Raw genomic sequence first — 18,269 nt, forward strand, 5'->3', positions numbered from 1 at the left:
GCGGGGGAGGCCGGACGGCGTCCGCGGATGCGGGCCCTCAGAACGCCGGGAGGAGCGCCCGCACCGCGCTTGCGCAGGCCAGGCCGTCGGAGAAGGCGGTGGCCGATCCGGCGGCGGCCCCCATGCGGTGGGCGGCGGCATAGTCCCCGGTCTCCAGCCATCCGGCCAGGAACCCGGCGACCATGGAGTCCCCCGCCCCCACGTTGTGGCGGACGGCGCCCTCCGGCACGCCCAGGCGGTGCTGGGCCCCGGTCTCGTCCAGCAGCAGCGAACCGTCCCCGGCCATGGAGACCAGGACGTTCCGGGCCCCCTGCTCCTGGAGGCGTTTGGCGCAGGAGGGGATCTCCCCGCCGGGGAGGGGGTCTTTCCCAAAAAGCTCCCCCAGCTCGGCGCGGTTGGGCTTGATGAGGAAGGGCCGGTAGGGCAGGACCCCCCGCAGCACGTCCCGGGCGGCGTCCACCACCGTCAGGACGCCCCGGCCCTCGACCCGGGCCAGGATGCGCTGGTATACGTCGCCGGGCAGTCCGGCGGGCAGGGACCCGGCCAGGACCAGCACGTCCCCCGGGCGCAGCCGGTCCAGCTTCCGGAAGAGCGTCTCCAGCGCCGGGGCCGGGATGACGGGGCCTTGGCTGTTGATCTCCGTCTCCTCGCCGCCCCCGACGGAGCGGATCTTGACGTTGACCCGGGTCAGGCCCTCCTCCAGATGGACGAAGTCGGTCCGGATGCCCGCCGCTCTCAGGCCGTCCTCCAGGGCCTTGCCGGTGAAACCGGCCACGAAGCCCAGGGCCGTGGTCTCCACGCCCAGGCTGTGGAGGACGGTGGAGACGTTGACGCCCTTGCCGCCGAAGTGCAGGTTCTCCCGCTTGGTGCGGTTCAGGCCCCCGGGGCGGAAGCCGTCTACGAGGACCTCATGGTCCAGGGCGGGGTTCAGCGTTACCGTATAGACCACGGCTCACACCTCCCTGATGTCCGTATAGTCTTTGTACCGCCGGTCCGGCAGGCGGTCCGTGATGACGCAGGCGGCCTCGATGGGGAACATCACCGCCGCCGTCACCTGGCCGAATTTGCTGGAGTCCGCCAGCACGTAGACCGATTGGGCCCTGGCGGCGGCCAGGGATTTCACCGCCGCCTCCTCGGGATCGGGCGTGGTGAAGCCCTGGGCGATGGTGATGCCGTTGGTGCCGAGGAACGCCTTGGTGAAGTTGTACCGCCGCAGGGACTCCAGCGTGTCGGCGCCGATCAGGGCCATGGTGCCCGCCTTCAGCGTCCCTCCCAGCACATGGGTCCGGAGGTCCCGCTCCATGAGACGGCAGGCGCATTCGATGCTGTTGGTCAGGAACAGGGCCTTGGAGGTCCGCAGGTGCTCCGCCATGTGGAGGACCGTGGTGCCCGCGTCCAGGAAGACCACGTCGTCGTCCCCGATGAGCCCGGCGGCGTACCGGGCGGTCCGGTCCTTCTCCGCGGTGTAGAGCCCCCGCTTGGTCTCCATATCCAGCTCCTCGCTGTGGAACTCTCCGTCCATCCGCACGGCGCCGCCATGGACCTTGTTCAGCTTGCCCTGTTTGGCCAGCGCGGTGAGGTCCCGCCGGATGGTGGCCTCGGAGGCGCCCGTCACCTGACAAAAGTCCGTCACCGTGGCGGCCCGCCGCTGGGCCAGCTCCCTGAGGATCCGCTCCGCGCGTTGTTCAGCCAGCATGATCCACCTCCTTCCTGTGATTGAAAATGTTTGATTTTGGTTTCCTTGATCATGATAACGCCAATGCCGATCAAAGTCAACAGGTATCGGTCCGTTCCGGTCAACAAAAAGCGGGAGGGAAACTTGTGCAGTTTGCCCAAGGACTGGTGAAAGGCGAAGCTCCCCCGCCTTTTGGCGGGGGAGCTTTGAACGTTTTTGATCAGATCGTGCCGATGAAGCGTTCGATGCGGTCCAGGCCCTCCTTCAGGTCCTCGTCGGAATAGCAGTAGCTCAGGCGCATATAGCCCTCCGTGCCGAAGTACACGCCGGGGATGACGCCCACCAGGCCCTCCTTCAGCATCTTCTCGCAGAAACGGAGGGAGCCCATGCCGAACTTCCGGATGTCGATGAACATGTAGAAGGCGCCCTCCGGCTCCTGGACGTCCAGGCCCATGGCGGTGAGGCGGCGGTAGACATAGTCCCGGCGCCTGCGGAAGAGCGCGACCATCGGGGCGGTGTCGCAGTCCAGCGCGGCCGCGCAGGCGGGCTGGACGAAGGCGGGGGCGGAGACCACCGCGTACTGGTGGAAGATCTGCATCCGGTCCCGGATGGGGGCGTCCGCCAGGCAGTAGCCCAGGCGCCAGCCGGTCATGGCGTAGGGCTTGGAGAAGCTCTGGATGACGACGATCCGGTCCCGCATGTCCTGGTACTCGGCGAAGCTGTGGTAGCCGTCCGTATAGACCAGGGTGCGGTACACGTCGTCGCAGAGGACGAAGATGGGCTCGTCCTTCAGGATGTCGTGGACGGCGTCCAGGGTCTGCCGGGTGTAGATGCAGCCGGTGGGGTTGTTGGGGGAGGTGAGGACGATGGCCTTGGTCCTTGGCGTGACGGCGGCCCTCAGCGCGGCGGGATCGATCTGGAAACGGTGGTCCTCCGTGGGCAGGGCCACGGGCACGCCCCGGCAGAGCCGGGTGATGGACTCATAGAGGCTGAACGCCGGGGTGGGGATGATGACCTCGTCGCCGGGATTGAGCATGGTGGACAGGGCGATGAACAGGCCCTCCGTGGCCCCGATGGTGAGGATGATCTCCTCGGGGGAGTAGCGCAGCCCGTGGGCCCGCTCCTCGAACCGGGAGATGGCCTCCAGCAGATAGGGATAGCCGTTGCCGGGAGGATAGTGGGTGTCGTTGGCGTCCAGGGCGGCTTTCGCGGCCGCCTTGACCGCCTCCGGGGTGTCCTGGTCCGGCTCGCCGATGGTCAGGGCGCAGGCGCCGGGGGTGTCCCGCACCAGGAAGGTGAAGCGGCGGATGCCGGACAGCTCCACGCCCAGCACGGCGCTGTTCAAAGTCAGGTCCATAAGGTCCACACTCCTTTTCGAATCACAGGACCAGTATAGGCCCATCGGGAGGGATCGTCAATGCCCAGGATCGGGGAGAGGACGCCGCGGGACGGCGTCCGGGCCCGCGGGGGACGCGGGGATCGGGCCCGCGGGGAGGGGGATGTGCGCGGGAGGCCCCGCCCGGGCCTCCCGCGCCATGGGGATCGAGGCGGCCTCAGGATCTTTTGGGGCCCTGGGGGATCGGCCCGGCGGAAAGCCTTTCGCCGGGCCGCGGCCTATCGGTCGCTTGGGAGCCAGCCGTCCTGGAAGATCAGGTCGTCCACGTCCCCGGCGGCGGTCCTTCGTATGCTCACGGCAAGTCCTCCTTCGTTTTTCAGACTATTTGACAGTCTATGCGGCGGAGGCGGGAGCGCTGCCTGGAGGAGGGCACGAAAAGGGCGCCTCCTCCGGGGCTTTTTTTGGAGGAGGCGCCATGCCGGATCGGCTTCAGGACTTGGGGGCCTGTTTTTTCAGCTTGGCGGTCCCTCCGCCCCGGCGGCTGAATGCCACCAGCGCCACGATGGTGGCGATGTAGGGCAGGGTCATGGTCAGCTGGCTCTTGATGACGGTCTGGAGGGCCAGGCCGACGCCCTGGCAGAGGCCGAAGAAGAGGCTGGACAGGATGGTCAGCAGGGGATGGGACATGCCCAGGCTGGCGGCGGCCATGGCGATGAAGCCCCGGCCGGAGGTCATGTTCTCCGTGAACATGATGACCTGGCCCATGCTCAGCGCCGTGCCGCCCAGGCCGCAGAGGGCCCCGGAGAGGATGACCATCCCCATCTGGATGCGGGTGGCCTTGGTGCCCAGGCTCTCGGCGGCGGGCTTGTTGATCCCCACCGAGAGGGTGCGGAAGCCCGAGACGGTCTTGAAGAGGTAGATGAAGAGCAGGACGGCGATGACATAGCACAGGTAGTCCAGGATCGTCAGGTTCTCCAGCGCCCGGCCCAGGAAGGGGACGTCCCGGATGAGGGGGAGGTTGATCTTGTGCAGGGACACCAGCTTCGGGTCGTTCAGCACGCCCCGGAGGCCGAAGAACAGATAGAGCAGGAAGGTGGTCCCGCCCTGGACCAGCAGGTTCAGCGAGGTGCCGATGACCATGTCCGCGGCGCCGTACTTCACCTGGAGCACCGCCACGATGAGGCCCACCAGGGCCCCGGAGAGGATGCCCGCCGCCACGGACAGCAGCACGCTCCCCGTGGTGTAGTTCACGGCGATGGAGAAGAAGCAGGCGATGAGCATCTGCGCCTCCAGGGCGATGTTGAACACGCCCACCCGGCTGCAGACGGCGCTGCCCAGCGCCGCCAGGAGGATCGGCGTGGTGGAGCGCAGGGTGGAGTTGAGGATGGATGCGATGTAAGCGGAGTTCATGCCTGCGCGCCTCCTTTCACGTTCCCGTCCTCTTTCGGGGCCTTCCGGCGGATGGACCGGAACACCAGCTTCACCGAGACGAACAGGGTGATGCAGCACTGGATGATGGTGGCGATCTCCAGGGGGATGCCCAGGGAACGCTGGATGGCGCTGCCGCCGATCTGGAGGCCGGAGAGGAAGATGGACACGAAGAACATGCCCACCGGGTCCAGGTCCGCGATCAGGGCGGCCATGAGGCCCGTCCAGGCGTAGTTGGTGTTGGAGAGCATGCCGTCCACATAGCGGAACTTGAGGCCGAAGACCTCCGCCGTCCCCGCCAGGGAGGCGATGGCCCCGGAGAGGGCCATGGTGACGATCATGACCTTCACCTGCTTCGTGCCGCCGTAGCGGGCGAAGGAGGGGTTGAACCCGCCCATCTTGGACTCATAGCCGAAGACGGTCTTCTTCGTGACGAAGATCATGAAGAGCACCACCGCCGCGGCGAGGAGGAACCCCGCGTTGAAGGTGCTGGTGGAGGACAGGCGGGGCAGGCGCAGGCCCTCGGCGATCTCCGCCGTCTGGAGGGCCAGCCCGTCGCCGGAGGTGTCCTTCAGGGGATAGGTGACGAAGTAGCTGGCGATGTTGTTGGCCACGTAGTTCAGCATCAGGGTGGTGATGACCATGCTGACCTGGAACCTCCAATTCAGCACGGCGGGGAGCAGGGCGTACAGCGCCCCGGCGGCCATGCCGGTCAGCCAGGCCAGGAGGCCCACCAGGATGGGCGGGCCGGGGAGGTACAGCGCCGCGACGGTGGCGGCGAAGGTGCCGGTGACCATCTGGCCCTCCACGCCGATGTTGATGTAGCCCGCCCGCCAGGCCATGCCCGTGGCCATGGCGCAGATGATGATGGGCGTGGCCCGGGTCAGGGTGGAGAACAGGTAGTAGGGGGTGAAGAAGGATTTGTTGAACATCTCGATGTAGACGGCGGCAGGGTCGTGGCCGCAGGCCAGGATCACCGCCGCGCCCACCAGCAGGCCGAAGACGGTCGCCACCAGCGGCTGGCGCAGGGCCCGCCAGGCCCGCGCGCCCAAAGCTCTCATATCATCCGGCTTCATGCAGCGCCCCTCCCATCATCAGGATGCCCAGGTCCTCCTCCGTGGCGTCCGCCTTGCGGAACTCCCCGGCGGCCCGGCCCTCGTAGATCACATAGATGCGGTCCGACAGGGACATGATCTCCGTCAGCTCCGAGGAGATCAGCAGCACGGCGTCTCCCCGCTCCCGCTTTTCCAGCAGCTTGTTGTGGATGGCCTCCATGGCGCCGATGTCCACGCCCCGGGTGGGCTCGGCGGCGATGAGCAGGGGGGACCTCTGCTCGATCTCCCGGGCCACGATCAGCTTTTGGATGTTGCCGCCGGAGAGCTCCCCGGCCCGCTGGCCCTGGCCGCTGTTGCGCACGTCATAGCCCTCCAGCAGGGAAGCCGTGAAGGCCCGGGCGTTCTTCCCGTTGAGCAGCCCGCCCCTGGAGATCCCCGGCTCGTACTGGTGGGCCATGATGGCGGTCTCCGTCAGCGTGGCCTGGGCGGCGCAGCCCCAGAGGTAGCGGTCCTCCGGGATGCAGGCGCAGCCCGCCTCCCGGATCTGGCCCACGGTCCGGCCGGACACGTCCTCCCCGTTGAGCCAGATCTCCCCGGAGGTGGGGGAGAGGAGGCCCGTCAGGCACTGGATCAGTTCCGACTGGCCGTTGCCGGAGACCCCGGCGATGCCCACGATCTCCCCGCCGTCCACATGGATGCTGAAGTGGTCCAGGATCTCCTTCCCGTCCGGGCCCGACAGGACCAGGTCCCGCACGTCCAGCACGGTGCCGGTGGTCTCCCGGGGGGGCACCTGCCGCTCCACGATGCGGCGGCCCACCATGAGGAAGGACATCTCCTCCACGCTGGTCTCCGCCTTGGGCATCTCTTTGATGTATCTGCCCAGCCGCATGACCATCACCCGGTCCGCCACGGCCATGACCTCGTGCAGCTTGTGGGTGATGATGATGATGCTCTTGCCCATCTGCGCCAGCTTCCGCATGGTGCGCAGGAGCTCGTTCACCTCCTGGGGGGTCAGCACAGCGGAGGGCTCGTCGAAGATGATGATGTCCGCGTCCTGGTAGAGGACCTTCAGGATCTCCACCCGCTGCTGGAGGCCCACCGGACAGTCTCCCACCTTCCGGCGGGGGTCGATGTGGAGCCCGTATCTCCCGCAGAGCTCCTCCGTGACCCGGACCGCCGCCTCCCGGTCGAAGAAGAGGCCGTGCTTCCGCGGCTCCCGGCCGTAGACGATGTTCTCCGCCACGGTGCAGGGGGCCAGGAGCATGAAGTGCTGCTGGACCATGCCGATCTTCTTGGCGATGGCGTCGTGGGGGGAGCGGAAGTGCTGGAGCTCCCCGTTGAGATAGATCTCGCCGGAGGTGGGCTGCTCCAGGCCGTAGAGGATCTTCATCAGCGTGGACTTCCCCGCGCCGTTCTCCCCGACGACGGCCAGGATCTCCCCCTTTTCCAGGGTGAGGTGGACGTCGTCGTTGGCGTAGAGGGAGCCATAGACCTTGGTGATGTGCTTCATTTCCAACAGCAAGGGGCTTCACCTGACCTTTCCTGTCTCTAGTAGGAGAGCGGACGGGAAGATAGGGTCTTCCCGTCCGCTCCTGTTGTTGGATGCGCAGACGACGCCGGGGCTCAGAACTGGTAATCCTCCTCGGCGGGGACGTCGGTCATGTCCAGCGCGCCGGACTTCATCTGCTCCACCACGGCCTGGATGTCGGCGATCTCCTCGTCGGTGAGGCGGTCGCTCCGGGGGTTGGGGGAGTCGTGGGTGACGTTGACGGCGCCGATGGTGCCCTCGGACACGCCCCAGGCGGTGTTGTCGGGGGTCCAGCTGCCGCTGAAGAACTCGTCCACCAGGTTCTTCACGGTCTGGTAGGTGTCCTTCAGCTGGGAGGAGACGATGTACGGATTGTCCGCGCTGGTCTCGTCCACGTCCTGGCCGGAGGTGTAGAAGCCCTTCTCCATGGCGGCCTCGTACACGCCGGAGTCGCCGGCGGCGGCAGCGCCGTTGATGAACTTGCAGCCCTGCTCGAACTGCTGGATGGCCAGCTCCTTGGCCTTGGCGGGATCGGAGTAGGAGTTGGTGTAGTTGAAGACGAAGGTGGCGTCAGGGTCGATGGACTTCACGCCCTCCATATAGCCGTAGCGGTACTTCCAGGAGCCGGGGCCCTCGTTGCAGTGCACGCCGCCATAGACATGGGACTCGCCGTCCACGGTGTAGGCCGCCAGCTTGCCGATGAGGTAAGCGCCCTCCTGCTCCCGGTAGGAGATGCACTTGACCAGCTCGTTGTCGATCTCGGAGTCGATCAGGGCGTAAGCGCAGGCGTCGGGGAACTCCTTGGACACCTTGTCCAGGGGATCGCCCGCGGCCCAGCCGCCGCCGATGATCAGGTCGCAGCCCTCGGCCACCAGGGCGCGGATGTTGTCCTCATAGGCGGCGTTGTCGGCGCACTCCACCACCACCTGGTCGAAGCCGTAGGTGGCGGAGGTCTCCTCCAGGGCCCGGACCATCTCGGTCAGGAAGGGGTTCACGCCGATCTTGTCGCAGACCAGGGCGATGCGCTTGCCCTCGCCGGCCGGGGCGCTGCCGCCGTCGGAGCCGCTGCCGGCGGGCTGGGAGGTCTGGGCGCCGGAGCTCCCGCCGGAAGGCTGGGAGCCGCCGCCGTTACCGCCGCAGGCGGCCAGGGACAGGGCCAGGACCAGGGTCAGGGCCAGAGCCAGAAACTTTTTCATCCTTTTCATTTCCTCCATCGTTTCGTTCGTTCAAAGGTGTCCGGGGCGGGCGGACCGAAGGGCCCGCCTCTGCCCACGGGAAGCATTATAAGACAAGGGATCGTCCGTTGTCAATTCTATCTTTGGGATCCCTCTCGGATCTGTGGGATCCCTGACACGGACCGGCGGGGAGGGGCCCGCCGTTTTGGCGGGGACGTGAGGGGCGCCTCACAGGCTCATCCGGTAGATCTCGACGATGTCCTCCACGCGCAGGGGCACGAAGGTGCGGTCGAAGCCGGCGTTCCGGGCCTTGCGGGCCATCTCCTCGAAGTGCTCCGTACCGATGCCCACCTCGCTCAGCGTGGCGGGGAGGCCCAGGGAGGTGAAGAACTCCCGGGTCTTCCGGATGGCGGCCTCCGCCAGGTCCCTCTGGGGCAGGGAGCGGTCCAGGCCCCAGACGTTCACGCCATAGGCGGCGAAGCGGCGCTCGGTCCCCTCACTGAGCACATAGCGCATCCAGTTGGGGGTCAGGATCGCCAGGCCCACGCCGTGGGTGATGTCGTAGAAGGCGGAGAGCTCGTGCTCCATGCGGTGGACGCTCCAGGCCACGCCCTTGCCCATGCTCAAAAAGCCGTTGATGGCCCAGGAGGCGTCCCACATGAGGTTGGCCCGGGCCTCGTAGTCGTCGGGGACCGCGATGGCCTTGGGACCGTACTGGATGCAGGAGCGCAGGATGGCCTCGGCCAGGCTGTCCGCCAGGCGGGAGGTCTCGATGGGGCTGAAATAGTTCTCGAAGGTATGGGACATGATGTCCGCGGTGCCCGCGGCGGTCTGGGAGGCGGGGAGGGAGTAGGTGTAGGTGGGGTCCAGGATGGACACGGCGGGGTAGCAGCAGGGGCCGGCGAAGGACTCCTTCTCGTTGGTCTCCGGGTTGGAGATCACGGCGATATCGTCCATCTCAGAGCCCGTAGCGGCCATGGTCAGCACGGTGAAGATGGGCAGGGCCTCCTTCGGCGCGATCTTTTTGCCGGAGAAGTCCCAGGGGTCCCCGTCGTAGAGGGCCCCGGCGGCGATGCCCTTGGAACAGTCGATGACGCTGCCGCCGCCCAGGGCCAGCACGCCGTCCAGCCCCTCCTCCCGGCAGAGGCGGACGCCCTCCCGGACGGTGGCGATGCGGGGGTTGGGCTCCACGCCGGCAAGCTCGGTCCATCCGATGCCGTGGGCCTCCAGCTGCGCGACGGCGTCGTCATAGGCCCCGCTGCGCTTGACGCTGCCGCCGCCGTAGACGACCAGGACCTTGTGGGACCGGGCGGCGATCTCGGCGCCCAGCTTCTCGATCTGGCCCTTCCCGAAGTGGACCACGGTGGGGATCGCGTAAGTGAAATTTTCCATGATGACAGACCTTCCTTTATCGAACCTTCTTCATCCAAGATCGGACATCAGCCGTACAGCCGCTTCACGGCGGCCTTGGCCTCATAGAGGATCTTGTCCGCATCCAGGGTCAAAAATTCGCCGTTTTCGTAAAGGATCTTCCCGTCCACCATGGTCATGGCCACGTCGCTGCCCTGAGCGGAGTAGACGGTCAGGGCCATGGGGTCGAGATCGGGGTACATGTGGGGCTTGGTCAGGTCCAGGGCGATGATGTCCGCCTTCTTGCCCACGGCCAGCTCGCCGGTGTCCTCCCGGCCCTGGAGCTTCGCGCCGCTGCGGGTGGCCATGGCCAAGAGCTGGGCGGGCTTCAGGATGGTGGGGTCCCGGTGATAGCCGTTGTGGAGGACGGCGGCCAGGTGGAGCTCCTCCATCAGGTTCAGGTTGTTGTTGCTGGCGGCGCCGTCGGTGCCCAGGGCGACGTTGAGCCCCAGGTCCAGCATCCGCTGGACGGGGGCGTAGCCGCTGCCCAGCTTCATGTTGCTGGTGGGGTTGTGGATGGGGCTGACGCCCTTTTCCAGCATCAGGGCCATGTCCTCCTCCGTCACCCAGACGCAGTGGGCGGCGGCGGTGGGGGAGTCGAAGGTCCCCAGGTCGCAGAACCACCTGGCGGGGGTCTTGCCGTATTTCGCCACGCACTCGTCGTGCTCCTTCTTCGTCTCGGAGAGGTGGACCTGCATCCGGCCCCCCAGCTCCCTGCACGCGGCGCTGTAGGGGCGCACGATGTGCTCGAAGCAGGTGTACTCGGCGTGGATGGCGAAGTCGATGCGGACCCGGCCCTCCGCCGCGCCGTGGAAGTCCTTGAACAGCTGGATGGACTGCCTGGCCCGGAAGTTGTCCTCATACCGCTCGTCCTTGTCGAAGCACTGGACGGGGCGGCTGAGGTTGGCCTTGATGCCGGCGGCGATGGCGTTCTCCGCGGCGGTCTGGGGCTCGAAATACATGTCGGAGTAGCTGGTGGTGCCGGTGGAGATCATCTCCAGCAGGGCCAGGGCGTTGCCCGCCCGGATGTCCTCGGCGGTGAGCCGGTCCTCGATGGGCATCATCTTCTCGAACAGCCACTCCTGGAGGGGCAGGTCGCTGCCCACGCCCCGGAGGAGCACCATGGGGCTGTGCCCGTGGCAGTTGATGAGGCCGGGGAGCAGCAAACGGCCGGACATGTCCTTCGTCTGGTCGTAGGCGGCCTTGGGTCCCTCCGTGCCGATGTAGTCGATGGTGTCGCCGTCGATGCCCAGATAGGCGTCCTTCAAGGCGCGGAAGCCCGTCTCCCCGGCGGCCAGGATGTCGCAGTGTCTCAGCAGCAGTTTCATGGCAGTGTCCCTCCTCAGATCCTCAGATCGCGGCAACGATCTTCTTCATGTAGTCGCTGAACGCCCCGGCGATCGTCCGGGCGGTCTCGTCCACCTCGGTGTCGGTGAGGGGCCGGTCCAGCACGCCCGCCGCCATGTTCGTCATGACGGACAGGGCCAGCAGGGGCATCCCGCAGTGGGCGGCGGTGAGGGCCTCGGTGACGGTGGACATGCCCACCGCGTCGGCGCCCAGGGCCCGGGCGGCCCGGATCTCCGCCGGCGTCTCGAACTGGGGACCGGGGAAGAACATGTAGACGCCCTCGTGGACCCGGAGGGCGGCGTCCTTCGCGCACGCCAGGGCCGCCGCCCGCAGCTCCGGCGTGTACATGCGGGACACGTCGAAGAACCGGGGGCCGAACTCGTCCACGTTGGGGCCCCGGAGGGGGCTGTCCCCGTTGAGCTTGATGTGGTCGGAGATGACCATCACGTCCCCGGGGCGGTAGGCGGTGTTGACGGCCCCCGCGGCGTTGGTCAGGATGACGGCCCGGACCCCCAGCAGCTTCATCACCCGGATGGGGATGACCAGCTGCTCGAAGTCATAGCCCTCGTAAGAGTGGAAGCGGCCGGACATGCAGACCACCTTCCGCCCCGCCACGCTGCCGAAGATCAGCTTCCCGGCATGGGAGGCCACGGTAGAGACCAGGAAGTTGGGGATGTCGGCGTAGTCGATCACCACAGGGTCCTCGATGGTCTGGGCGAAGGGGCCCAGGCAGGAGCCCAGGACGATGGCGATCTCCGGGACGTCGTCTACCTTGGACCGCAGGAAGTCCGCGCTTTTTTGAAAGTATTCGTAGGTGTAGGTCATGAGCTGAGCATACCTCCGTCTCCCCGGGGCCTTGGACCGGCCCGGAGCGTTTCCCCCATTGTAACACAGCTCCATTTTGGTGTCGATCTGACAAGATGCACAAGTCTCCCCGCCCGGAACAGGCAAAAAGTCCAGGCCCGGCCCCGGCAGGCCCTGGACAAGGAGCGGGGGATGTGGTATTTTGAGATGGAACGAACGAGCGGAGGGATGACATGGAACGAGCAGTGAGGGACTGGGTCCGCCGGGATCCGGCGGGCTATGGCTATCTGCTGGACTTTTACCGGCGGGGGGCCCGGGTCTGCTATGCCGGGGAGGACGGCCTGGTCTTGAAAAACGAGGAGTTCGACATCTGCTATGCCGGAGGGACCGCCTCCTCGCCGGAGCTGGAGGCCGGCCGGCTGGTGCTGGTGGAGGACAGGGCCCTGGCGGAGCGGCTGGCGGCGAGGGACGCCGGGCTGGGGATCATGGAGTGCCGGCAGTGCATGTACCTGCGGGAGGACCCGCCCCGGGCGGAGTGCCCCGGCGCCGTCCTCCGCCCCCTGACGCCGGAGGACTTGGACTTCGTCCTGGAGAACTACCACCACCCCGGCGCCTTCCCGGAGCACATCCGGGGGCGCATCGCCGAGGGGATGCTGGGGGCCGAGGTCGGCGGCCGGCTGGCGGGCTTCATCGGCATCCACGAGGAGGGGGCCATGGGCCTTTTGGAGGTCCTGCCCCAGTTCCGCCGCCGGGGGCTGGCGGAGGCGCTGGAGGCCACGCTCATCGGGCGGCAGCTGGGAAAAGGCGCCCTGCCCTATGCCCAGGTGCGGATCGGCAACACGGCCTCCGAGGCTTTGCAGGAGAAGCTGGGGCTGACCTTCGACCGCCGGGTGCTCTATTGGATCGGATGAGGGCGGGCCGGCCCCGCGTCCCGGGAGACGCGGGGCCGGGCTTCGTGATCCTTGAAATCGGCCGTCCCATCCGGTATAATGGATGAGGATGGATGGGACACGGCAGGTCTTGGAAAGGCGGTATGGAGGATATGATGATCTCGACGAAAGGACGATATGCCCTGCGGCTGCTGATCGACGTCGCGGAGCACCAGGAGGGCGGCTATATCCGCCTGCGGGACGCCGCGAAGCGGCAGGGGATCTCGGAGAAGTATCTGGAGATCATCGTCCGCGCCCTGGTCCAGGAGGGATACCTCACCGGCGTGCGGGGCAAGGGCGGCGGCTACCGCCTGAGCAAAGCGCCGGAGGAGTACAGCGTCCGGCGGGTCCTGGAGGCGGCGGAGGGCCCGCTGGCCCCGGTGGTCTGCCTGGAGGGCGGCTGCCCCCGCATGGACGGCTGCCCCACCCTGCCGCTGTGGCAGGGGCTGGACAGGGCGATCGCGGAATACCTGGAGGGCTTCACCCTGGCGGACCTGCTGAGGGGCGGCGGGGCGGCGGCCCTGCCGGGAACGGGGGAGGCCCCGGGCGGTGCGTGAGCCCCCCTCCCCCGGGCGGAGCGGCCGCGTCCGGGGACGGCCGGGCCCGGCCCGATCCGGCATTTGCCGGGCCCCATGGAGCGCCCCGGCCCCTGCCGGGAGGAGGGGCGCCGGTGGTCCCGGTATCCGCCGGGACCTGGATCCAAGATCTTATTCACATAAGGAGGACCCAACATGGATTACGCGAAGGAATCCCTTCGGCTCCACGGCGAGTGGAAGGGGAAGATCGAGGTGGCGGCTACCGTCCCCGTGGAGACCAAGGACGATCTGTCCCTGGCCTACACCCCCGGCGTGGCCCAGCCCTGTCTGGAGATCCAGAAGGATATCGCCAAGAGCTATGAGCTCACCCGGCGGCACAACCTCTGCGCCGTCATCACCGACGGCTCCGCCGTCCTGGGCCTGGGGGACATCGGGCCCGAGGCCGGGATGCCCGTCATGGAGGGCAAGTGCGTCCTCTTCAAGGCGTTCGGCGGCGTGGACGCCTTCCCCCTGTGCGTGAGGACCCACGACGTGGACGAGTTCGTCAACGCCGTGTGGCTGATGTCCGGTTCCTTCGGCGGCATCAACCTGGAGGACATCGCCGCCCCCCGGTGCTTCGAGATCGAGCGGAAGCTGAAGGAGAAGTGCGACATCCCCATCTTCCATGACGACCAGCACGGCACCGCCATCATCACGCTGGCGGGCCTGACCAACGCCCTGAAGGTGGTGGGCAAGGAGAAGGAGGACGTGAAGGTGGTCACCTCCGGCGCGGGGGCCGCGGCGGTGTCCATCGTGAAGCTGCTGCTGTCCGCGGGCTTCCGGCATGTCACCATGTGCGACCGCAGGGGGACCATCTACCAGGGCCGGGAGGGCCTGAACTGGATCAAGGAGGAGATGGCCCGGGTGACGAACCTGGAAAAGCAGGCCGGCACCCTGGCCGACGCCCTCGAAGGCGCGGACGTGTTCATCGGCGTCTCCGCCCCCGGCACCGTGACCACAGACATGGTGAGGACCATGAACAAGGACGCGGTGGTCTTCGCCTGCGCCAACCCCACGCCGGAGATCTTCCCGGACGACGCCAAGGCCGGCGGCGCGGCGGTGGTCTCCACGGGGCGGAGCGACTATCCCAACCAGATCAACAACGTCCTGGCCTTCCCCGGGGTGTTCCGGGGGGCCTTCGACGTGCGGGCCAGCGACATCAACGAGGAGATGAAGATGGCCGCCGCCGGGGCGCTGGCGGGGCTGATCGGCGCCGGGGAGCTGGACGCCGACTACATCATCCCCAAGGCGTTCGACAAGCGGGTGGGCCCCGCCGTGGCCCAGGCCGTGGCCGAGGCCGCCCGGAGATCCGGCGTGGCGCGGATCTGACGGAGCGGAGGAGGCGGCAGGGCGCAGCCCTGCCGCCTATGTATATCGTCCTGCCGGGACCGCTCAGCCGTTCTTCTTCCGGGCGGAGGTCCGGCCCTCCGGCTGGATCTCCCCGGCGGCCAGCAGGGAGCGCTTGGTCAGCGCCGGGCCCACCAGTTCGTAGACCAGGACGGAGAACAGCACCACGCTGCGCACCACTGCGCCGTCGGCCAGGGCCTGGGCGGTGATGGCCATGCCCAGGGCCACGCCCGCCTGGGGCAGGAGGGTGATGCCCAGGTGTTTTTTGATCTTCTCGTCGCAGCCGGTGAGGGCGCAGCTGCCGTAGGCGCCCAGGTATTTGCCCAGGGACCGGACGAAGATGTAGATGATGCCGATCAGCAGCACGGAGGGGTCCTTCAGCACGGACAGGTCCAGCTCCGCGCCGGAGAGGACGAAGAACAGCACGAACAGCGGGGCCGTCCAGCCGTCCACACGGGCCATCAGCTCCTCGGAGAAGTCGCAGATGTTGCAGAACAGCGTCCCCGTCATCATGCACACCAGCAGCAGGGAGAAGCCGCACCGGACGCCGCCGACCTCGAACTCCTCCATGGATAATCCCGCCGTCAGCAGGACGAAGCCGATGGAGATGGACAGGCGCTTGCTCCGGGAGTGGAAGAACCGCTCCACCCAGTACAGGGCCAGCCCCGCCGCCGCCCCCAGGACCAGGGAGAGGACGATCTCCACCAACGGCTCCACCAGCACGGTGACGACGCTGACCGAACCGCTCTCCAGGGCCATGGCCACGCCGAAGGAGGCGGAGAACAGCACCAGCCCCACCGCGTCGTCGATGGCGACCACCATCAGCAGGAGCCGGGTCATGGGGCCGTCGGCCTTGTACTGCCGGACCACCATCAGCGTGGCGGCGGGCGCGGTGGCGGCGGCGATGGAGCCCAGGGTGATGGCGGAGGACACGGAGATGATCTCCGGCCGGACCAGGTGCAGCACGATCAGGGCCAGGTCCACCAGCGCCGTGGCGGCCGCGGCCTGGAGGATGCCCACGATGATGGCCTGGCGGCCCATGGTCTTCAGCTGGCTCACCCGGAACTCGTTGCCGATGGTGAAGGCGATGAAGCCCAGGGCCACCTGGGAGAGGATGTTCAGGCGCTCCACGGCCTCCATGGAGGCGAAGCCGAGGCCGCTCAGGCCCAGGGCGCCGATGCAGAAGGGCCCCAGCAGCAGGCCCGTCACCAGATAAGCGGTGACGGCGGGCAGGGCCAGCCGCTTGGCCAGCCGGGACAGCAGCAGCCCGCCGATCAGGGCGGCGGACAGTCCGATCAGGATCTCCATAACGCATTACCTCGATCTTCGTTTTCTTTTTGGATGATGTGATAAGATAGCACCGCGGCCCCCCGCCGTCAAGGAACAGAGGTAACAAAGATCCCAGGCAAATGCCGCAGATCTTGGCTGTTTTTTCGGGGCCTGGCAGGGGATGCGGCCGCGGGCCGGGAGCGAACAGGAGGAACATCATGAACGAGCATGGACCCATCCGCGTGGGACTGGCCGGCTTCGGCATGTCCGGCCGCATCTTCCACGCGCCTTTCATCCACGCAGATCCCCGCTTTTCCCTGCGCAAGATCTACGAGCGCTCCACGGAGCGGGCGAAGGAGGAGTACCCGGAGACCGAGGTGGTCCACAGCTTCGAGGAGCTGCTGGGGGAGGACGTGGATCTGGTGGTCGTCACCACGCCGAACCCGCTCCATGTCCCCATGGCCTCCCAGGCCCTGGCGGCGGGGAAGCATGTGGTGGTGGAGAAGCCCGCGGCGGCCTCCAGCCGGGAGGCGGAGGAGCTCCGCCGCCTGGCGGAGGCGAACCGCGTCCTCTTCACCGTCTACCAGAACCGGCGGCTGGACGGGGGCTTCCTGACCGTCCGGAAGCTGATCGAAGGAGGCCGGCTGGGGGAGGTGGTGGACTACACGTGCCACTTCGACCGCTTCATCACGGGCTATCGGAGCAAGCCGTGGAAGCGGGAGGGCGGCAGAGGCGTGGACCTGCTGTACGACATCGGCGTCCACCTGGTCGATCAGGCGGTCAGCCTCTTCGGCCTGCCCGAGGAGGTCTATGGGGACCTGCGTCGGCAGAGGCCGGAGTCTCCCGGCGTCGACCGGTTCACGGTGGTGCTGTACTATCCGGACAAGCGGGCGGTCCTGTCCGCCGGGGAGCTGGTGGCGATGCCGGGGCCCCATCTCGCGGTCAACGGGCGGAAGGGGACGTACTTGAAATACGGACGGGACGTCCAGGAGGAGCGGCTGCTCCGCGGCCTCCGCCCGGCGGAGGATCCGGAGTGGGGCCGGGAGGATCCGGCGGACTTCGGGAAGCTCTACACCGTCACGGAGGACGGCGTCCGGGAGGAGGCCGTCCCCACGGAGACCGGGGACTACGGCGGCTATTACGACGCCCTCTATCAGACCCTCCGGCACGGCGCGCCGCCGCTGGTGGGGCCCGGGGAGGCCGCGGCGGTCCTCCGGATCTTGGAGGCCGCCCAGGAGAGCAGCCGGGAGAAGAGGCGCGTGCCGCTGGACCGCTGAGGGGCGGGCGGGCCCGGGACAGGGGATGCCCCCGCCGCCGGAGGGATAAGCGCGCCACGGGCGCATAGTCTGGAGCATCGAGCTATTTAGGAGGGACGGGACATGAGCCGTATCTACACATCCGCCGACCAGCTGATCGGCAGGACCCCGCTGCTGGAGCTGGTCCATATCGAGCGGTCCGAGGGCCTGGAGGCCAGGATCCTGGCGAAGCTGGAGTACTTCAACCCCGCCGGGTCCGTCAAGGACCGCGTGGCCAAGGCCATGATCGACGACGCCGAGGCCAGGGGCCTGCTGAGGCCCGGCTCCGTCATCATCGAGCCCACGTCCGGCAACACGGGGATCGGTCTGGCCTCCGTGGCGGCCGCCAGGGGGTACCGCGTCATCATCGTCATGCCGGATACCATGAGCGTGGAGCGCCGCCAGATCATGCGGGCCTACGGCGCGGAGGTGGTCCTCACGGAAGGGGCCGGGGGCATGGAGGGGGCCATCGCCAAGGCCGGCGAGCTGGCGGAGCAGATCCCCGGCAGCTTCGTCCCCGGCCAGTTCGTGAACCCTGCCAACCCCGCGGCCCACCGCGCCTCCACCGGCCCGGAGATCTGGGAGGACACGGAGGGGAGGGTGGACGTCTTCGTGGCGGGCGTGGGCACCGGCGGCACCCTCACCGGCGTGGGCCAGTACCTGAAGGAGCGGGACCCTGCCGTCAAGATCGTGGCGGTGGAGCCCGCCTCCTCCCCCGTGCTCAGCAGGGGCGCCGCCGGGAGCCATCAGATCCAGGGCATCGGCGCGAACTTCGTCCCCGAGGTGCTGGACACCGGGATCTATGACGAGATCGTCACCGTGGAGGACGGCGACGCCTTCGCCGCCGGGAGGCTGGTGGGGGAGAAAGAGGGCGTGCTGGTGGGCATCTCCTCCGGCGCGGCGGTCTGGGCGGCGGTCCGGCTCGCCAAGCGCCCGGAGAACAAGGGCAGGACCATCGTGGCCCTGCTGCCGGACACCGGGGACCGCTACCTCTCCACCCCGCTCTTCGCGGAGTGAGCGCGGGCGGTCCGTCCAAAGCGCGGGGGCGGGGAGCAGCCGGCTCCCCGCCCCTTTTTTCGCGGCGGCGTGAGGACCG

The 18,269-nt window shown here is 67.8% G+C and carries 16 protein-coding genes; 5 read left to right on the forward strand and 11 right to left on the reverse strand.

What is annotated here, in order from left to right; all coding sequences use genetic code 11:
- Positions 1–37: 37 nt before the first annotated feature.
- From pfkB to QZ332_RS04945, 10 genes are all read right to left on the reverse strand, one after another.
- The gene (gene pfkB, locus QZ332_RS04900) at positions 38–949 is read right to left on the reverse strand and encodes a 1-phosphofructokinase (protein ID WP_295763097.1); all 912 of its coding nucleotides are present in this window, start codon (positions 947–949) and stop codon (positions 38–40) included.
- 3 nt (positions 950–952) lie between these two features.
- Positions 953–1,696 (reverse strand): DeoR/GlpR family DNA-binding transcription regulator, encoded by a 744-nt coding sequence (locus QZ332_RS04905; protein ID WP_295763099.1) that lies wholly within the window; start codon positions 1,694–1,696, stop codon positions 953–955.
- Between the two features lie 199 nt (positions 1,697–1,895).
- Positions 1,896–3,032, reverse strand: a complete 1,137-nt coding sequence (locus tag QZ332_RS04910) for a pyridoxal phosphate-dependent aminotransferase (RefSeq protein WP_295763102.1) — start codon at positions 3,030–3,032, stop codon at positions 1,896–1,898.
- Positions 3,033–3,500: 468 nt separating this feature from the next.
- The gene (locus QZ332_RS04915; RefSeq protein ID WP_295763104.1) at positions 3,501–4,421 is read right to left on the reverse strand and encodes an ABC transporter permease; all 921 of its coding nucleotides are present in this window, start codon (positions 4,419–4,421) and stop codon (positions 3,501–3,503) included.
- A complete protein-coding gene (locus tag QZ332_RS04920) occupies positions 4,418–5,515 on the reverse strand; it encodes an ABC transporter permease (protein WP_295763106.1) in 1,098 nt (365 codons plus the stop codon). Before QZ332_RS04920 ends, QZ332_RS04915 begins: the two co-directional genes overlap by 4 nt.
- Positions 5,502–7,004, reverse strand: coding sequence for an ABC transporter ATP-binding protein (locus tag QZ332_RS04925; RefSeq protein ID WP_295763108.1), 1,503 nt, complete (start codon positions 7,002–7,004; stop codon positions 5,502–5,504). The genes QZ332_RS04920 and QZ332_RS04925 overlap by 14 nt, the downstream gene beginning before the upstream one ends.
- Before the next feature lie 113 nt (positions 7,005–7,117).
- The gene (locus tag QZ332_RS04930; RefSeq protein WP_295763110.1) at positions 7,118–8,218 is read right to left on the reverse strand and encodes a BMP family protein; all 1,101 of its coding nucleotides are present in this window, start codon (positions 8,216–8,218) and stop codon (positions 7,118–7,120) included.
- Positions 8,219–8,425: 207 nt separating this feature from the next.
- Positions 8,426–9,589, reverse strand: a complete 1,164-nt coding sequence (locus QZ332_RS04935; RefSeq protein ID WP_295763112.1) for an iron-containing alcohol dehydrogenase — start codon at positions 9,587–9,589, stop codon at positions 8,426–8,428.
- 47 nt (positions 9,590–9,636) lie between these two features.
- Positions 9,637–10,935, reverse strand: coding sequence for an amidohydrolase (locus QZ332_RS04940; RefSeq protein ID WP_295763114.1), 1,299 nt, complete (start codon positions 10,933–10,935; stop codon positions 9,637–9,639).
- A gap of 22 nt (positions 10,936–10,957) precedes the next feature.
- A complete protein-coding gene (locus tag QZ332_RS04945) occupies positions 10,958–11,779 on the reverse strand; it encodes a purine-nucleoside phosphorylase (RefSeq protein ID WP_295763116.1) in 822 nt (273 codons plus the stop codon).
- Positions 11,780–11,991: 212 nt separating this feature from the next.
- Here QZ332_RS04945 and QZ332_RS04950 point away from each other — a divergent pair, with 212 nt between their 5' ends.
- The 3 genes from QZ332_RS04950 to QZ332_RS04960 all read left to right on the forward strand — a co-directional run bounded on the left by QZ332_RS04950 (position 11,992) and on the right by QZ332_RS04960 (position 14,591).
- Positions 11,992–12,669 carry a GNAT family N-acetyltransferase gene (locus tag QZ332_RS04950; RefSeq protein WP_295763118.1) on the forward strand — a complete coding sequence of 226 codons (678 nt, stop codon included), beginning with the start codon at positions 11,992–11,994 and terminating at the stop codon, positions 12,667–12,669.
- 131 nt (positions 12,670–12,800) lie between these two features.
- Complete coding sequence (locus QZ332_RS04955) at positions 12,801–13,244, forward strand: Rrf2 family transcriptional regulator (RefSeq protein ID WP_295763120.1); 444 nt, start codon at positions 12,801–12,803, stop codon at positions 13,242–13,244.
- A gap of 174 nt (positions 13,245–13,418) precedes the next feature.
- Positions 13,419–14,591: an NADP-dependent malic enzyme gene (locus QZ332_RS04960; protein WP_295763122.1), complete on the forward strand. Its 1,173-nt coding sequence runs from the start codon at positions 13,419–13,421 to the stop codon at positions 14,589–14,591.
- A 63-nt stretch (positions 14,592–14,654) separates the two neighbouring features.
- Here QZ332_RS04960 and QZ332_RS04965 read toward each other — a convergent pair whose 3' ends face one another.
- A complete protein-coding gene (locus tag QZ332_RS04965; protein WP_295763124.1) occupies positions 14,655–15,917 on the reverse strand; it encodes a cation:proton antiporter in 1,263 nt (420 codons plus the stop codon).
- 179 nt (positions 15,918–16,096) lie between these two features.
- Between QZ332_RS04965 and QZ332_RS04970 the strand changes: the two genes are divergently transcribed.
- Together QZ332_RS04970 and cysK are read left to right on the forward strand one after the other, a co-directional pair.
- On the forward strand, positions 16,097–17,155 hold the full coding sequence (locus tag QZ332_RS04970) for a Gfo/Idh/MocA family oxidoreductase (RefSeq protein WP_295763127.1): 1,059 nt from the start codon (positions 16,097–16,099) through the stop codon (positions 17,153–17,155).
- 102 nt (positions 17,156–17,257) lie between these two features.
- Entirely contained in the window at positions 17,258–18,190 is a 933-nt protein-coding gene (gene cysK, locus QZ332_RS04975; protein ID WP_295763129.1) for a cysteine synthase A, read from the forward strand.
- The last annotated feature ends 79 nt before the right edge of the window (positions 18,191–18,269 follow it).

The organism is uncultured Oscillibacter sp., assembly GCF_910584465.1.
GTDB lineage: Bacteria > Bacillota > Clostridia > Oscillospirales > Oscillospiraceae > Oscillibacter.

Bases quoted from the DNA above. Each gene is read 5' to 3' on its own strand.
- QZ332_RS04925 (WP_295763108.1), bottom strand. From the start codon at position 7,004: ATGAAGCACATCACCAAGGTCTATGGCTCCCTCTACGCCAACGACGAC.
- QZ332_RS04940 (WP_295763114.1), bottom strand. From the start codon at position 10,935: ATGAAACTGCTGCTGAGACACTGCGACATCCTGGCCGCCGGGGAGACG.
- QZ332_RS04945 (WP_295763116.1), bottom strand. From the start codon at position 11,779: ATGACCTACACCTACGAATACTTTCAAAAAAGCGCGGACTTCCTGCGG.
- QZ332_RS04930 (WP_295763110.1), bottom strand. From the start codon at position 8,218: ATGAAAAAGTTTCTGGCTCTGGCCCTGACCCTGGTCCTGGCCCTGTCC.
- QZ332_RS04965 (WP_295763124.1), bottom strand. From the start codon at position 15,917: ATGGAGATCCTGATCGGACTGTCCGCCGCCCTGATCGGCGGGCTGCTG.
- QZ332_RS04955 (WP_295763120.1), top strand. From the start codon at position 12,801: ATGATGATCTCGACGAAAGGACGATATGCCCTGCGGCTGCTGATCGAC.
- QZ332_RS04960 (WP_295763122.1), top strand. From the start codon at position 13,419: ATGGATTACGCGAAGGAATCCCTTCGGCTCCACGGCGAGTGGAAGGGG.
- cysK (WP_295763129.1), top strand. From the start codon at position 17,258: ATGAGCCGTATCTACACATCCGCCGACCAGCTGATCGGCAGGACCCCG.
- QZ332_RS04935 (WP_295763112.1), bottom strand. From the start codon at position 9,589: ATGGAAAATTTCACTTACGCGATCCCCACCGTGGTCCACTTCGGGAAG.
- QZ332_RS04910 (WP_295763102.1), bottom strand. From the start codon at position 3,032: ATGGACCTGACTTTGAACAGCGCCGTGCTGGGCGTGGAGCTGTCCGGC.
- QZ332_RS04970 (WP_295763127.1), top strand. From the start codon at position 16,097: ATGAACGAGCATGGACCCATCCGCGTGGGACTGGCCGGCTTCGGCATG.
- QZ332_RS04915 (WP_295763104.1), bottom strand. From the start codon at position 4,421: ATGAACTCCGCTTACATCGCATCCATCCTCAACTCCACCCTGCGCTCC.
- QZ332_RS04920 (WP_295763106.1), bottom strand. From the start codon at position 5,515: ATGAAGCCGGATGATATGAGAGCTTTGGGCGCGCGGGCCTGGCGGGCC.
- QZ332_RS04950 (WP_295763118.1), top strand. From the start codon at position 11,992: ATGGAACGAGCAGTGAGGGACTGGGTCCGCCGGGATCCGGCGGGCTAT.
- QZ332_RS04905 (WP_295763099.1), bottom strand. From the start codon at position 1,696: ATGCTGGCTGAACAACGCGCGGAGCGGATCCTCAGGGAGCTGGCCCAG.